We start from the raw sequence: 15246 nt of genomic DNA on the forward strand, positions 1-15246 counted from the left end.
GCTCATTTCGGCCATCGAGATGCAAGGGTTTTTTGAAATGGGTCCGAATGCGGCCCAAGTGCTTCTTCGGACAGCCGGTGAGCTTCGGCCTTTGGATCAAGTGACGGTGTAGACCCGGGCGAGCGCCCCGGGGCATTCCCAGCTGTTTCGAGGCAAAAGCGTCATGGTCGGTTGGTTTAGCCCGAAGCGGATCGGCATCCGAGTTGTTCCCAAGGAGCCACAGCTTAGGCTGGTCGCACGTCACGCAAGGCTAGTAGGTGTGATTCCTTGGCAGCCATGACGGTCGCAAGTGTCGCATGTGAGGCAGTTGGCGCCCAAGGTCGTGTTGTGGAACACTTGCTCACCAGCTTCCTTCGGACATGGCGCGATGTTGGCGCAAGACACCACGATTTCTTGGCGCCAGGCGGCGCAAGCCTTGACGCGGCCCGTGCTGACGCAAGTTGGACGAACGGGAGACGGGCGGTTCATCCGTAAAATTTTGACTGATGCCGGGCTTCCGGATTGCTCAGAAAAAACGGTTGCTGAGCTGCTGGATCAAGTTCTGGATGGGTTACGCCAGCACTATCGTTGCGAGTATTTTTACAAAGCAACCATCGCGGATCGCGTGGTGTTTGGTCGCCATAGTCCTCGCACATCCAGCTTGCACGTCGAATTGCCTGTGGGACGATCAATTGTCGATCTGGCGGTCTTCAATGGCAACTCGACGGCTTACGAGATCAAGACGGAGTTCGACAGTCATCGTAGGCTGTCGACTCAGACCCCGGATTACTTGAAGGTGTTCGAGCGTGTCTACTTGGTCACGCATCCGTCGATCAGCCCAAGCTATTTGCGCGTGCTTGATGAGAGAGTGGGCATTCTCACTCTTCAACCCAATGGCTCTTTGCGCGAAATCAGGGCGCCGAATAGTTCTGGCGCCGATCTCGACAAGAAGGCACTGTTCGGTATGCTTCGGAGCAAAGAGTATTGCCAAGCGTTGCGGCAGCGGTTTGGTGCACAGCCAGAAGTCCCCAACGGTCTCCGCTACGAGCACTACTGGCGCTTGTGGGAAACGCTGTCGGTCCGAGAGGCGCAGCGCATCGTTGTGGCGGCAATGCGGGGACGCACTACCACGGAGTCGATGGCAAAGTTTGTGCGCGAATTGCCCCGCAGTTGCCGGGTTCTCGGCTATGCCACACCTCTGTCTACCGCTCAGCAAAGGCGTGTCTTGAATGCACTTCATGATCTGAATTAGGATGGGTCGAGAACCGGCGCAGGGGGCGCTGCTTGGGGATCAGGATGTATGTTCCGTATATGTATGGCCGCCGATCTGAGCTATTGGCCATTCGCGCGTTGCTTGGCCATGCCGATCGAGATATGACGCAGTGGCTTCCTGTTGTGGAGCCTGTCATCGCCCAAGTCAACGACCTCGCAAGGTGCATCAGTCTCTGCCAAGAAGCTGGTCAAAGTATTGGTGTCATCGTCAATCCGTACAGGCATCAGCTTCGGGACGAGGATGCGCTGTCAGCTTGGCAGAACCAGATCTGGAACAAACTCAATGAGGCACCAGCGATAGTGCCGACCTTCCTAGCCGATGCGCGGGTCACACTATCTGGTCTTGAAGCATTCTTGACGCGCTTTCCTGATCGAGATTTAGCGGTGGTCGTCAGCGATGACCATTTGTCACTTCGCGATGCCCAGTGGCTCAGCAGTCAAGCCCGCGTTCGTTGGTTCTTGGTATTCACCGATCATGTCGGTTCTCGAACGATAGCGGCGTTACCATCACCACGCACCATCTGGATGAAAGATTGCTTTATCAGTCAGGTGCGGAATGCCGACTATCAAGGAGCAGACTTTTTTACCGATCGCCATACACTCTTCCAAGGACACGCTGCGGGGATCGGTGACTACCTTTGCTTGGGTAAGGCGTTTCAGGACGGAGGTGGACCGCCTGGGGCAGTTACTATTCATGCCGCTTACAAGGACCTGGCAAGTCAGCATGTTCGTATTGAACACTTCGTGTCGGATGATCAGATCCAGCTTCAAGTTGACACGGCGGTGAAGTTCTTGCAGGCGGCTAGGAAGCTTGTGAATCAGGTGCGTCAGCGGCCAAATGAATTCGGTTCAAATCCTGCATTGAGTGAGTTCGAACGACTAGTTCAAGAATCGCTTTTTCCTCAGCTCGCTGGTAGTAAGAAACTACAGATTATCCATCATATGTGTCTGATGATGGATGTCTTGCAGGGACGCTTATTGAGCGCCGCTCCTCATGCTAGATAGAGTGATGTTATCACGAGCAGGATGACGGATGCATTTGATGAATTTTTTCACGACTCGTTATATGCGGCAGGCAGTGTGACTTTGTTCTTTGATCAATTTTCCACTCGAAGCTATAGGTTATTAGGAAATTTACGCCCATAAAGGATTGGCCTTTTGAGCATGCTGATAGGGAATGCGTAATGGCAAGATTAGCTGAAAGTTCTGTTGCTTTTGCTTTGAGGGATTGGCAATGGGGCAGAGGGTTAATCAAGAAAAAGAGTAGAGGGATTTTCATCAGTCTGTCTGGAAATGCCGATAAGAAATTCGGCGATCTTAAAATTGGCCTGGGAGATAGGTTTTATCTTTTTGAAGTTAAGTCGACTTGGGATACGGTCGAAGAAGAGTGGCGGAGGCCGATTGTTAAAGGACGTAAGCATGCGCATCTTATGTTGCGCTCTGTGATTGAGGGGGTGGCGCTAGAGGATCAACAAGCAATTAATATTCTGAATGTTTCGCTCATTGCGCATCACTTCGTCTACGCCGATGTCAACGGGCCTCGCCCTAAGCTTGTTATAGAGCCATATGTGCTTGGAACTCATCGAAAAGGTGGATTCTTTGAAAGCAAGGCCCGTGAGCCAGACCGAAGCGCTGCCGAGAAAAGAAATCTCCTTGTTGGACTTGAGTTTTTGAAGCGTTATGCACTTGGGCTGAGATCAAAAGAAAAGGCTGCGCCAGGGGAAAAAAATTTTGAGATACCAGAAAACTGGTCCCCTGCTCAGTTTTTTGGGTCCGCCGTTGCTATGCTTGATTTAGAAAACAAAGTATGGCGAAACGTGGGCGTGAATATTGACGACTTTGATCGTTATATCCAATTCCTCTGCGACGGAAAGGATGAGCAGATGAGCGCCATAGTTGCAACAGCCAACGGTTCTTTTTTTGCATTTAGTGAGAGTACAGCAGATTTGCGCGAGCTGATCTTTGAGTTGCGAGAACATCTCACATCAAAGGCTAAACCAAGCTCAGAGCTGAGTCGTTTGCCTGGAATGCGCTTTGCAAAGCGGCGTTAGTATGAAAATTTGCGGACAGGCTTCCTGGGCATGGAAACGATGTCTCGTTTGATTTTTTTTCTGGGAGCTGCAGTTTGAACCGTTTTACGGTCTGGTGTTAGTTTGGCGGCGTCCCCATTCCTGTTGTCGCGCCTTCCTTTGTGAGGAGCTGTTTTTATGAATGCTACTTCCGTCGATGCACAAACTCTGCCAGGGTTGATGCTGGATCGAGAGATGGTTTCGTCGTGCATATTCGCGAGCGCTAGATGTTGCTCAAATACCCTGGTAGCCTTCAATGCCTCCCGCTCGGCGCGCTTTGGGGAAACGCGCGTGAGAGCGGCTAAGAAGGCCTTTGTCCAAAATTCATCGGGTGTCATGAGGTTATTTCCGTGTTCGTAAGGCAACACCTATAGGGCAGCGTAAAGCGCTGTCAAGGTCAGCAAACCACGATGGTTGTCTTGGGCTGGTATTCCATGCATTAGGGATACATCCTCGCCCCTTTCCTCAACCGCTCTTTGAACTGCCCGCGCACATAGTTCGGTAGTATCACAGACGGCTGATAGTGGCCGAGCGCTTCGACCTGGATCTTCCGGGTGTTGCCGGCCGACTTGTGCACGTAGTTGTCCTGCAGAACGGGCGCCTTCTTGTTGAGGGCATGGCCAGTGATCAATGCGATGTGTTCAACCCGCACGCCCTTGGCGTCCAGCTCTGTGGCAAGCGTATGGCGGAACGCATGCGATCCAATGCCTTTGCCAAAGCCAAGCTCCTTCAAATACTTCGCAAACTGATTGACGAAGCCCTGGCTGTAGCGTCCATTCGGCTCGCCGGTCTTGCGGCAGGTGCCAGCCGATAGGTTAGGAAAGAGGCGCGGGTGGCCAGACGCCTTGATGTCGGCCAAGAAGTCCAGGAAGCCCGTCTGGATGAGGCTTGGGTGGATCGGCACCTTGCGGATGGCGCTCTTGCCCTTGAGGCTTTGCCGGCTGCGTTTGCCTGCGCTTTGCGCCAAGTCCTCATCCACGGTCTTCTGGATCGAAAAGCACCAGACGCCCTGATCTTGCACGATGTCGGCCACTTTGAGCTGAGCGATCTCGTTGATCCGAGCGCCCGTGTATAGCGCAATGAGCGGACACCACCAGCGATGAGGGTATTTCTTGGCCCAAGGCAGGAAGGTCTCGGGGTTGAAGATCTTCTGGATTTCCTCTGGCGAGAGCAGACGCTCGGGCTCGTCCTGATCAGCCAGGAGTTCTTCCTTGGCCGGCTTGAACGCATCCATCGGCGAGTGCGGGATGGCACGCGCTTTGACTAAGGTGTTGAAGAAGGACGCGAGGAAGCGCCGGTGCAGTTCTAATGTGGCATTGGCAGGCTGCGCCCGGCCCAGACGTTGACCTTTGGCGATCAATGCTTCGACGCTCAACCACTGATGCTTGGGGTTGGTCATGAAGTCTTCGGGTGCCCATCGCAGCAGATCCCACATCTGGTAGATATGCGTGTGATCAATCCGGGCAACGGACGTGTTGCCACTCACACGCTGCAAGATGGCAAGCGTTCGACGATAGGCCTCGATCGTGGTGGTGCGCAGGTTCTGCCGCTCCTTGTCTTTGAGGAAGTCGTCGACCTCTTCAGAGAGGAGTCGCGCCGGGGTGGCCAAGGGCAGGGGCTCAGGATAGCGAGTTCCGGATCGGCGAAGTCGTCGCAGCTTTTCATGATGGTCGTAGGTCGCTTGGACCAGGTCCTGAAGGTGAAGCGCGCCGGCTCGGTCTTGAACGACCATATCTGTAAATTCGACTTTGCCGATGCGAATGCTTCGGATGGATAACTGACCTTTGGGCTGTTGCAAATATTGATGAAGTGGGGAGTGTTTAAAGTGCATCTACGATCCAATTATGAGGAGGTAGACGTTTGATAAGGGGAGGGGATTTTCTGTCAATGATAAAATAGGACAGAAATTTCGCGTCAATGATTGTCTAAGGTGGTCTCACTAATTGCCGTTTAAATAGCTATATTTTCAGTTTAACTTTTATGGGTAATTTTATCAACGGGCTATATATGCCAATGATTTCAGCTGTATAAATGGGCTTGAAACCATCAATGCGCATGTAGTGTTTAAAAGTAACAAGCGGGCGGAAACTGAGAGATATCTCACGCAAATAAAATGAACGCAAGATAAATGAAGTGGCTTTGCCTAATCCAATCAATCTTAAGAAGACAGTTAGGCAATCAAATCTTTACCGACCAAGATCGCATATAGTCGGTTGGAGGGGGAAGAGGGGTTTAATATAAAACTGGTTTCAAATTGGTCTCCGGAAGTGGCCGTTAGAGGCTCCTAGAACCTTAAAGGCGGGGGCTGGTTTATTTCAAGCGGATACAGGGACCTCGTGTTGATAGGTCCCTAAATTTGGGTCAACGTTGGATTGGCTTCTGATAACGAAGGTCGGGGCGGACAACTCTTTTAGCTTTGCGCTGTTGGCGTTGCTCATGGAAGTGTTCATTACTTACGCGTAATGCATCTAAGGCGTCGGGGGGAACCCAGAGCTGCTGGCTGCCGCGAGTGAGAGCCGTGTAGACAGCTCGGACCGGATTATGAGCCCGTTGAGGGGTATAGATGCTTTCGAAGCAGCACCGCGCCATGCTGACGATGGGATGCTCCGAGTTTTTAACATGTTCAACGAGTGCAAGCTTCGTGCGTGCTGAATCAAATGGGGAAAGCTTGCCCACCAGTTCCTTAAACTGAGTGGATCCGAAACCTCTCTCAAAGAGTCGCGTAATTTGAGGCTTCCCCAATCGCGAACACTCCTTATGAAAATCCCGCCAGCGATAGTCGCCTGACACTCCATGGTCGTAAGCACGAAACGCATCCTCAATGAGGCCGACTTCGCGTTGGATCAGTTCGACAGAAAAGTTATGAATGCCTACTCGTGCACCAGCGTCAATAAGCCGGAGAGCCTCTTCAAGCAAGGTGAACGGACTGCCAAAAATTCGCGTTCCAACTTGCGGAACATCGCGCCATGCCCCATAGGTGCTTGTAACAGTAGCATGATCAGCCGTTCCAGCGAAAAGAGAACTGTATATGCCAGTGGAATCCAGACGCATTGCGCCATTCACCAATGAATCTACGGCTTGGCCTTGGCGCACAGACTGGGTCATTTCCAATGACTTTCCTTGCAGAAAGCGTGGGGCTGTTCCAATCAGGCGCTGGTTTGGGTCTCCCAGACTAATAACGCCACCGGCATAGTCAGACAGCAAGCTCTTCCAAGCTGCGCTCATATCGTGTCCTTCATCCACGACAATCGTGCCCCAGTGGGTCGGCAATTTAACGCGGTGCTGCGCAAGCCATTTGCCGATATGATCGACATTGATGATCATTTTGATTTGCTTTTGGATTTCGGCGCTGAACATAGAACGCCAAACATGCTCAGCAGCTGCAATATAAGCCGTTGAATCAATCATTGCTCCCATGACGACGCGATTGAAGTGGTCCGGTTGCAGATCTATGCTGGATGAGCGACACCAGCGGCTAATGCCTTCAAAAGCAATTCGCAATACGGCAGTAGGCGAATAGCCTCCGATACGCTGCACGCCTATAACGCTGGCGATGTCAGCAAGCGATGCGGTGGACTTTTGCCATACGGGCTTGAAATCGGTGGAGAGCGCCCGCTGCTCAAAGGCACGAGCTGCCACCAGGTTTGCAAAGCGGATCATCGTAAGCACACGAAGCTTGCCTGCGCCTAGACGGCTTCTGAGAGCCTGAGCTTGGGCTGCACTAGGCGTAACGAACGTAAAGTGTCGCGCATCGTGCGCCAGCAGTTCGCTGACAATGTGCGTCTTGCCGGTGCCGGCATATGCGTCCAGGTCGATGTGCTCATCGGCGTTAGCGATCAGGGACCGGATGGCTCTAACTTGATCTACGGTGTAGTCGGTCGTGCGCTCAACATAAGCTGAAATACGCTTACCCGTTTCACCGTCGTCGATGTCGTCCTCTTCGCTATCTTCCTGCTCAACGAGTGCACCTTCGCCGTAGAAGCGAACAGTGTGCGGACCAAGGGTCGTCCGACAGGCTGCTTGGAATTGATCTACTGGAAATGCGTCGGGTGACATAGCGCAGAAGCCATCTGCTGTATTCTCATCAGCTAGCGCAATTCCTTGAAGGGACAGTTGGCGTTCCCACTCGTCAATGCTTCGAGGGACCTCAGAAGCGAGTCGCAGAAGATACAAGCGCCCACTTTCTGGGTCCTTCCCAAAAAGTCGGCACGCCTCATCAATCATGCGGGTCAATTTGGATGGCGGCGTAGACGGGGCAGCGCCAGTGATAGCAACAAGAAGCGCCGCCATGCCAAGTGGGGAGTCGGGCACCTGGTGAGCATCGAGAAAGCTGCTCAGAGTGGCCCTGGAAGCGGGGAGGAAGTAGTTAGGCTCGACGGACATCAATAGTCACGAATGGCGTTTGCCAGCTCGAGAGATTGCCATGGACTTGCGCTTGGGTCACGCGCGGTGATGCTCGCTTGATCTTTCCAATTTGTTCAGGAAGTTAACTTGGCCGACACTTTCGTTTAATTTAGGTGGAAATCGCATGACATGAGACGAAAGTGTGATCTCGTAACCTACCTAATTTTATGGCGCCATATCTTTACTTGCTTATTTGAACAAAGTTGCTATGTTGGTGAAATGAGGAACATCATGACCACTGCTGATCGAAAAAAGAGCGGCTCAAAGACTGGCGCTCTCAAGGTAGAGCAGCCTCGCTGTCGATGCTGTGGTCGTGCGTGGCTTCCTCCTCGCGGTGTAGTGGCCACTGATGCTTATTGCTCTCGATGCTCTTCCTTCCGAAGAGACGCCGCTGCTGTTGCCTTTGAGCTTTCTCCGCTCACTGCGGCAGATGCAATCGGCGCCTATCTTTTGCCACGCTTGCTCCGTTCCGGTAGCTGCAAAATGGGTAAGTGACGATCGGTGTTTGTCAGCCGTTAAAAAATTTACTCAGCTCGCGTAGAGCAGGCTTTAAGCCAACACGTCCATTCGATCCTCCTAGAGAGCGCGTGTTTCCCGCGCCATTGATAGGTTCACTCCGCGCTGACCAGCTATGGCTTCGAGCTGAGTGCATTGTCCATTCAACGGTCTTTTTACGAGTTCCGACGAGCTGCTGCCAAACGACTTTGTCTGCTGAGACTGCGGTTGTCCACGAGGGCGTTGGTAGTTTAGAGAAGGCATTCAAAAGTTCCTGGGCATTTTGATATCGTGCACTAGGGACATCGTTGAGCATGCGCCGAATAACCGTTCGCCATGCTTTAGGAATATGTGGCAACCAAGTCAATGAATTCGCAAAGCCGCCATTTTTAACAATATGGCGTGGCGCCGGACTCCGCTCATACCAATCTTGGCCATGAAGCAGTCGATAAAGTGTCATTCCAAGTGCCCAGATATCTGTTCTTGGGCTGGTTGGATTGCCTCCCCATACCTCAAAGGCAATATGATCAGAGTAGCCTTCTACAGAGCCGTAGCCCATGATTAAACGATCGGTTACAAGGCCGAAATCACCAAGCTTTGCAACTCCCTGATTATCGATCAAGATATTGCCAGGCTTGATGTCTCGGTGGAGCATGTTCCTAGCATGGAGAGCACCGAGACCCATCGATACTTCCGTTGCGATTTTCCGTACCGACTTGAGGTCCATCGGCCCGTTTTCGTAGGCGCTTTGCACAGAACCTCCGGCACAATACGCCATACAAAATCGTATGCTCTTTCCGTCAGGAAGTTCTTCGATGTGAAAAACTTCTACCACGTTTCGGTGCTTGGCTTTTGAGAGATTTTGCGCCTCTGAGAGAAAACTCGCTTTATGCGTGTCCCATGAAGCGTCGTCTTGACCGTTCTTCCGTTCAAGGACCTTGACTGCGACTTCGCCATGGACACTGTCGTTGCCTAAGTAGACAACACCGAAGTGCCCGGCTCCCAGCTTTGGGCCTACTTGAAGGGCCGGGACCACATTGGCCATTAGCTGTTCCTCTGAGCTAGGATCAGCAAGGCGCCTTCGCGGCTTGCCTTTCTTAATGAAGCCCCTTGAGTATGGGCCTTCCAGAACGCATCGTCTTTGACATACTCGTCGACCTTTTTGTTTCCGTATGTTTTGCTGATGCTAGCCTTTGTCAGCAGAGCTACATCCTTGCCGGTCGAAGCGGCGGCAGCAATGACTACACCTCGAGCCTCGGCACTCCGCAGCAACGCAAGTGTGGCATTTCCTTGTGATACCGCGCTTGCCTTGATTACGATTTGATCGATTTTTTGTTCTGCAAAATAACTTGTGCAGCGCTTGTAGAGCACATCGTAGGCATCATGCGAATCGCCTTGCTGCATCTTCCAGGTTGCGTCGGAAGTAATCACGATGGGCTGATTTGCATCGGTCGGAACTTCGGCTTGGACGAGGGTGATTTCTGCCCCCACAACAACTAAGCTCACAAAGCGCTTCGACATTGGATACATCCTGTATGGTCTGCGAATTGGTGAAGAATACCAAAGCTTAGGCCGAATGGTTCAGTCATCATGCCTTCTTGTTGTCCGACTGTTGGAGGAGCATGCCGGTGCATGGGCGGGTAAAAACAGCATATACGTGCCTTAGCAGTAGTTGGAGCCGGTGCTCTTGCTCGGCTACCAAGTCCGCCATGCCAAGTGGCGAGCTGGGCACTTCTTGAGCATCGAGAAAGCTGCTCAGAGTTGCTCTAGAAGCGGGGAGGAAGTAGTTAGGCTTGACGGACATCAATAGTCACGGGTGTCGCTTACCAAGCTAGCAGAGTGCCATGAAGTCGGCCTCCGGTCACGTTTAGCAATACGGTATGCAGTTAAAATTGTGGTGAAAAACATGAATACTTGGTGATGGCTATTCCAAATTCCGGTGTGCATATATTTTCCTGGGCGCCACTAGTTATTTTTAGTCTATTTGTGCAAAAATTAGTGTCGATATTGGTAGGTGGGCTGCTTAGCTGTGCTGTAAGTATTTATAACGCCAAATACTCCAAAGGATGAGGGATGTTTATATTTACCCTTTTGCTATGCGCATTCAGTGCATACCTGACTTACATGTATTTAGCTGAAGAGTCAGCTTGGATGCGAATTTTGATCTACACAGCTTTGGCTAGCCTTGTATTGGTCGTTGGCATGAAAAGTCTTGGGGTTTTGGCGTGAGCGATATTGCTCGATACCTTCGCCAATTACGCCTCCATAGATAAAAAATGCAGTGGCGATAATGATGATGGAAGGAAGGTCGAGTCTTAATTTCATTGAAATTCTCTGTATGGAAGATCTTCATGTATTAGCATGTATGCCTTCTTAGTCAAGATTTTTTTGATTTGCGATGTGATTTTTAGTTGCTAAGTTATTGCTTGGTATTAAATTAAGCCTTGGCCTTTTAAGGGTATTTGCTCTGGATCTTTGGGCATGTCTGTGGTGGATGATGGCTTGGTTTGATTCCATCAATTAGGCAGCGAAAAGCAGCGGAAATAGTGATCCCAAAAGCCTTGCGCTTCTCAAAATCTAGAGAAAGTGTTTCTCCAACATCAGGAGAAACGCATGGCCATTTACCACACCCGCATCAAAACTTACAGCCGAGCAAAGGGGCACTCTGCGATCGCAGCCGCCGCCTATCGCGGCGGCTATCTGCTCACCGATCCCAAGTCAGGCGCGCGTCACGACTACCGGGGTAGGGCAGGCATCATCCAATCGCGTTGCATGGCGCCAACTGGCTCACCGGCATGGGCGGACGACCCACAGCGCCTCTGGGCCGCTGTAGAAGCGGCAGAGCGACGCTGCAACAGCACCGTCTGCCGCGACTTTGCGGTTGCGCTGCCGCACGAATTCGATGACCCCAAGCGCTGGGAGTTGGTGCTCGATATCGCACATCGCCTGATTGAGCGCTTTGGCTTTGCGTTGCAAGCGAGCCACCACCGACCGACGAAGGACGATGTGCGCTACTTCTATTGCCATCTGCTTGCCACGACACGGCGTATGGAAGCCTCTGGTTTAACGCAGAAGACGCGCATTCTAGATGGGCGTATCAACGGCCTGGCTGAGATCCAATGGATTCGCGCCATGATCGCTGATCGGATCAATGCGCACCTTGAACAGGCCGGCATTGGCAAATCGGTTGAGCATCTGCCCTTGACGGAACGCTTGGAAGCGACGCGAGGCAACGGGATCTATGTCCAAGGACAAGCAAGCTTTGAGCAGCTTCTGTCCCGCTATCGCCAAGAGGGACGACTGTTGAGCGTGCCGGATGGCCACACGGCGGAACAGGCCCAGCGAGAGCGCCCAGGACCAGGCATGGATGCTTCTGCTTGTGAGACTTCGCTGGCGCAGGTGCCCATCATGCGGGCACCCGCTGGTGGGCTCAGTTCAAGTAGGGACGACGAAGCTCTGTCAACAATCCAGGCAGATCGAAGCGGCCATCAAGATAAGCATTGAGGGCGTCGGTCATGTGCTGGTCAACGCCAAAGCCGGCTGCATGCTGTTGGCTAATCCAGGAATCTACATGCTCTTGGCGCAATTGGATTTCTTGCTGGTCGAGGGGCGTAGCAGGGGAGTGTACGGAAGAAGGCATGATGACGAATCCAGTGTTGAGGTTTTTCGATTCGTAGCAGAGAAGGCTTCGCCGTCAAGCCCAGTCGCCTAGCCCAGTGGTTGCTTGGTCAGAGCTTCAACTTCTCATTGACCGCCTGACTGACCAGCTCATACCACTTGTTCATTTCTGTCTCGTTGCCGAACTTGATCGTCCAAACCGGATGATCGATGTCGCGAACATTGAGCGTCAGCGTGCCTTGGTGACGCGAGTTGTGCCAATGCTTTTCCCAGGAGCGAACATCGCCCAATCGATAGGTCTTGATTACTCCTCCAACCTCCACCTTGATTGACGAGTTCTCAGTCGACAAGGCAATTTGCGTTTTTTTGTAGCGATGAAATCGCTGAAAGCCCTGGTTGAACGCAACATTGTTCCGCTGCTTTTCCAAGGACTTGATGACAGCAAAGGCGCCAACAGCTGCAGCACCCGAAGTAAGCAAGAGAAGGAACGTTCCAACTGTCATAGAAGCTCCGAAGCGAAGAAGAAGAGGGCTGAGAGTCGGTGGGCTTACTGGACGCGGCCAGTCACTTTCCAGGCGCCGCCCACCTTGGTGAAGGTGTAGACCCCGTCCATCTGATGACCAAAGTCGCGCCCCATGGCTTCCACCTTGGCGCTGGCATCGCATGTGTAGCCAGGCGCCCCTTCGGCCTTGGTGCATTGGTTGCTATCAAAGTCTTCGATCCGTGCCTCATCGTTGCTGTTCTGTTTGACGAACTGCAAGAAGGCAAATTCCCGCTCAGTTTGCGATGGTCGACCTCCCGAGCAACCAGCCATGAAGACGATCAACATCCCGACAACGGCAAGGCGTGCTTTGCGCATACAAATTCCTAAGAGTGAGAGGGCGGTGCCTCGGCAATGGCCAGGCTTGAACTTGACGCGCGGTCATGTTACTGAAAAAGTAACAGACACCACAAGTGGGAGGCGCCATGCTCGTTCGTCACATTGCATGCCTGTGGTCACGTTTTGCATCCGAAAGACGCTCGCCTCATCTTTGCCAACCGCCTAAGACAGGCACGCCTGGCTGCTGGGCTGACCCAAGAAGCCTTAGGGGTGGCAGCCGGGGTAGCCGCTGAGGTGGCCCGCACGCGGATCAATCGCTACGAGCACGGCGTCAACGAGTGCGACTTACGCACCGCCAAGCGTCTTGCCGAGGCATTGAACATGCCGCTGGCCGCGCTCTATGCGGAGACCGATGAGATCGCTGAGGCAATCACAGCGCTGGCGAAGCTTTCTCTGGATGAGCAGCGCGAAGTGTTAGTCGAGTTGCAGCGCAAAGCTGCAACCAAAAGGTCGGCGTAGGCCGGCGTCGTCGGGCGATGCGATCCAAAGCAAATCAGATTTGTTTATATTTCATTCATGTTTGTAAAGGGGCCTTCGCTGGCATTTTTTTCGCGCGCGCGAGTGCTTTGGTTGCGAGCGTTCGCCTCGGATGCGGCATAACCCCAAATCTGAAAGCAAGAGCGCACTGATGGTTTTCGATTCTCGAAAACCGTGCGCTGCCGCTGGCGCGTCGGTGCGGTGGCCGTTGGCCACCTCGTTGATCGGCTTGCCCCGCTCAACAGATCAAAAACTCTGAGATTTTGGGCACACAAACGCCACTGCCATCGGCGCCTAGACAACTCAAAAATGCTCTTGTTCTATGTTTTCTCCACAAACATGAATAGGGGTCTAGATGGCTATTTATCACTCACACATGAAATCTTTTGGTCGCGGTAAAGGGGACTCATCCGTCGCGGCAGCAGCTTACCGAGCGGGCTTTGATCTGGTCGACGAGGCGACCGGGCTGCGCCACGAATACTCGCGCCGGCATGGCGTGGCCTTCGCCCAGATGCTTGCACCCAAGGGCGCGCCCAGTTGGTGCCTAGATGCCGAGAAGTTCTGGAACGCCAATGAAGCGGCTGAGACCAGAAAGAACGCGCTTGTGGCTCGCGAGGTGGAGGTCGCGCTCCCGCAAAGCCTCACCGATGAACAGCGCAAGGATCTGGCATTGAGCCTTGGGCAACTGCTGGTCGATCGCCACCAGGTCGCCGTGCTGGTCGCAGTCCACTTACCCAGTCGCGATGGAGACCGGCGCAACCACCATGTCCACCTTCTGATGTCTTCGCGCCAGGTCGGGCCTAACGGCTTCGGTGAGCGCGCAGGAACGGAGTTCGATGCCAGGCAAGGGGAGGGCACGCGCGCGGTGCGAGCGCTTCGCAAAGAGATTGCAGCCGAAATCAACCGGCACCTTCGAAAAGCGGGCATTCAGAAGACCGTTGACCCAAGAACGCTCCAAGCCCAGGCCCGGGAAGCAGCCATGAACGGAGATTTCGAGCGCGCCCGGGAACTGACGCGCCGTCCTGGCAAGCACATGGGCAAAGCCAAGGTCGCGTTGATGAGAAAAACCAACTTCACGGCAGAAGTGCAGGGCCGAGGCGGGGCAGACGCAGCCATTGCGCTCTCGAACATCGTTGCCGCGCACATGAAGGCCAGTGGTACACTTTTGCAGCCGGTCCCCCCGTCACACAGTCACGCGTCAGCACTTCGAGACCGGGCTAGAGCACAGACCTCAGCAGGGAGCAAAAAGCACCCCGCACACGTTAGAGCGCGAGTTGCTGAGCGCGTCCAGCAGATCAAAGAACGCTTGGCCCGCCAACCCGCCCCCCGCCCAGGGCTCTACACCCCTTACAGTGGACAAGCGCGGTATCTCAGTAAGGTGACGCGTCTGGCTCGCTCCTCGGGCCGACAAGACGCCGAGGTCCTAAACCAAGAGGCGCAGCTGATCGAAGATTGGCTTGAAGCCCAGCGAGAAGTAGCGCAGCAGTCTTTGGAAGTGCTTCGCCAGATCCCAGGCATCCAGATTGAGCCAGATTTCGAGCGTGCTTACGCCACGCTTGTTTGCCGGCGAGTCGATAGCTATCCCACCAAACCGTTCCTCTTCGAGGACACCGAGGTTTTGGCCCGCTCAATCAGCAAGTATGCGCACACCTTGGTGCGGCCTTACAAAGCACGCATGGCAGTGCTCGATGCACAGGCCAAGCTTGCCGAGCAAGAGGGCGATCCAGACACGAAAGTGGTGGCAAGAGCCAGGCAGCGTCTAGCGCGAGAGAAGAGGCATGTATCGCCTCGAATCCAAGCGATCCAGCAGTGGCGCATCAAGAAGGCCCGAAAGGTGATGGTGGAAGCGGCTGAGGCCTTGGAGAAAAAATTCAAAATGCCATCGATCGAAGCGCCAACGCCCGAGACAACGGTTGGTGATGTGCCCCCACATGAGGTCGAAGGCAAAGGGGGGAGCTGGGAGTTGAGGTTTCGGCCGCCAAAACCATCTCTTTAACCTGCGAACGAGCACGTAGATGAAACACAGCTCTGTCGTCCAATAAGCCGGCAGAG

At 53.4% G+C, this 15246-nt stretch carries 13 protein-coding genes; 6 read left to right on the top strand and 7 right to left on the bottom strand.

The window, feature by feature from the left end:
- Positions 1-367 precede the first annotated feature (367 nt).
- The 3 genes from E4A48_RS01340 (at position 368) to E4A48_RS01350 (ending at position 3302) form a co-directional block, all read left to right on the top strand.
- Entirely contained in the window at positions 368-1231 is an 864-nt protein-coding gene (locus E4A48_RS01340; RefSeq protein WP_142741754.1) for a sce7726 family protein, read from the top strand.
- Positions 1232-1275: 44 nt separating this feature from the next.
- Positions 1276-2256 (top strand): sce7725 family protein, encoded by a 981-nt coding sequence (locus E4A48_RS01345; protein ID WP_142741755.1) that lies wholly within the window; start codon positions 1276-1278, stop codon positions 2254-2256.
- Between the two features lie 179 nt (positions 2257-2435).
- Positions 2436-3302 carry a hypothetical protein gene (locus E4A48_RS01350; RefSeq protein WP_142741756.1) on the top strand — a complete coding sequence of 289 codons (867 nt, stop codon included), beginning with the start codon at positions 2436-2438 and terminating at the stop codon, positions 3300-3302.
- Between the two features lie 457 nt (positions 3303-3759).
- On the opposite strand, the gene E4A48_RS01355 is transcribed toward E4A48_RS01350, so the two are convergent.
- The 5 genes from E4A48_RS01355 to E4A48_RS01375 form a co-directional block, all read right to left on the bottom strand.
- The gene (locus tag E4A48_RS01355; protein WP_142741757.1) at positions 3760-4929 is read right to left on the bottom strand and encodes a tyrosine-type recombinase/integrase; all 1170 of its coding nucleotides are present in this window, start codon (positions 4927-4929) and stop codon (positions 3760-3762) included.
- Between the two features lie 752 nt (positions 4930-5681).
- The gene (locus E4A48_RS01360; RefSeq protein WP_185910700.1) at positions 5682-7544 is read right to left on the bottom strand and encodes a DEAD/DEAH box helicase family protein; all 1863 of its coding nucleotides are present in this window, start codon (positions 7542-7544) and stop codon (positions 5682-5684) included.
- Positions 7545-8232: 688 nt separating this feature from the next.
- The gene (locus E4A48_RS01365) at positions 8233-9264 is read right to left on the bottom strand and encodes a serine/threonine-protein kinase (protein WP_142741759.1); all 1032 of its coding nucleotides are present in this window, start codon (positions 9262-9264) and stop codon (positions 8233-8235) included.
- Positions 9264-9740: a hypothetical protein gene (locus E4A48_RS01370; protein ID WP_142741760.1), complete on the bottom strand. Its 477-nt coding sequence runs from the start codon at positions 9738-9740 to the stop codon at positions 9264-9266. The genes E4A48_RS01365 and E4A48_RS01370 overlap by 1 nt, the downstream gene beginning before the upstream one ends.
- Before the next feature lie 621 nt (positions 9741-10361).
- Entirely contained in the window at positions 10362-10544 is a 183-nt protein-coding gene (locus E4A48_RS01375) for a hypothetical protein (protein WP_126966382.1), read from the bottom strand.
- Between the two features lie 288 nt (positions 10545-10832).
- Between E4A48_RS01375 and E4A48_RS01380 the strand changes: the two genes are divergently transcribed.
- Positions 10833-11723, top strand: coding sequence for a MobA/MobL family protein (locus E4A48_RS01380; RefSeq protein ID WP_142741761.1), 891 nt, complete (start codon positions 10833-10835; stop codon positions 11721-11723).
- Positions 11724-11947: 224 nt separating this feature from the next.
- On the opposite strand, the gene E4A48_RS01390 is transcribed toward E4A48_RS01380, so the two are convergent.
- Together E4A48_RS01390 and E4A48_RS01395 are read right to left on the bottom strand one after the other, a co-directional pair.
- Positions 11948-12340, bottom strand: coding sequence for a hypothetical protein (locus E4A48_RS01390; protein ID WP_142741763.1), 393 nt, complete (start codon positions 12338-12340; stop codon positions 11948-11950).
- 44 nt (positions 12341-12384) lie between these two features.
- Positions 12385-12696 carry a hypothetical protein gene (locus E4A48_RS01395; protein ID WP_142741764.1) on the bottom strand — a complete coding sequence of 104 codons (312 nt, stop codon included), beginning with the start codon at positions 12694-12696 and terminating at the stop codon, positions 12385-12387.
- 144 nt (positions 12697-12840) lie between these two features.
- Between E4A48_RS01395 and E4A48_RS01400 the strand changes: the two genes are divergently transcribed.
- Complete coding sequence (locus E4A48_RS01400) at positions 12841-13176, top strand: helix-turn-helix domain-containing protein (RefSeq protein ID WP_142741765.1); 336 nt, start codon at positions 12841-12843, stop codon at positions 13174-13176.
- Positions 13177-13549: 373 nt separating this feature from the next.
- On the top strand, positions 13550-15190 hold the full coding sequence (locus tag E4A48_RS01405) for a MobA/MobL family protein (RefSeq protein WP_142741766.1): 1641 nt from the start codon (positions 13550-13552) through the stop codon (positions 15188-15190).
- The last annotated feature ends 56 nt before the right edge of the window (positions 15191-15246 follow it).

It is taken from the genome of Xanthomonas translucens pv. cerealis, from assembly GCF_006838285.1.
GTDB classification, from domain to species: domain Bacteria; phylum Pseudomonadota; class Gammaproteobacteria; order Xanthomonadales; family Xanthomonadaceae; genus Xanthomonas_A; species Xanthomonas_A cerealis.

What these genes read in the sequence shown, in the direction of transcription:
- E4A48_RS01405 (WP_142741766.1), top strand. Translation starts at nt 13,550, where the DNA reads ATGGCTATTTATCACTCACACATGAAATCTTTTGGTCGCGGTAAAGGG.
- E4A48_RS01370 (WP_142741760.1), bottom strand. Translation starts at nt 9,740, where the DNA reads ATGTCGAAGCGCTTTGTGAGCTTAGTTGTTGTGGGGGCAGAAATCACC.
- E4A48_RS01345 (WP_142741755.1), top strand. Translation starts at nt 1,276, where the DNA reads ATGTATGTTCCGTATATGTATGGCCGCCGATCTGAGCTATTGGCCATT.
- E4A48_RS01380 (WP_142741761.1), top strand. Translation starts at nt 10,833, where the DNA reads ATGGCCATTTACCACACCCGCATCAAAACTTACAGCCGAGCAAAGGGG.
- E4A48_RS01360 (WP_185910700.1), bottom strand. Translation starts at nt 7,544, where the DNA reads ATGATTGATGAGGCGTGCCGACTTTTTGGGAAGGACCCAGAAAGTGGG.
- E4A48_RS01340 (WP_142741754.1), top strand. Translation starts at nt 368, where the DNA reads ATGTTGGCGCAAGACACCACGATTTCTTGGCGCCAGGCGGCGCAAGCC.
- E4A48_RS01375 (WP_126966382.1), bottom strand. Translation starts at nt 10,544, where the DNA reads ATGAAATTAAGACTCGACCTTCCTTCCATCATCATTATCGCCACTGCA.
- E4A48_RS01390 (WP_142741763.1), bottom strand. Translation starts at nt 12,340, where the DNA reads ATGACAGTTGGAACGTTCCTTCTCTTGCTTACTTCGGGTGCTGCAGCT.
- E4A48_RS01350 (WP_142741756.1), top strand. Translation starts at nt 2,436, where the DNA reads ATGGCAAGATTAGCTGAAAGTTCTGTTGCTTTTGCTTTGAGGGATTGG.
- E4A48_RS01365 (WP_142741759.1), bottom strand. Translation starts at nt 9,264, where the DNA reads ATGGCCAATGTGGTCCCGGCCCTTCAAGTAGGCCCAAAGCTGGGAGCC.
- E4A48_RS01395 (WP_142741764.1), bottom strand. Translation starts at nt 12,696, where the DNA reads ATGCGCAAAGCACGCCTTGCCGTTGTCGGGATGTTGATCGTCTTCATG.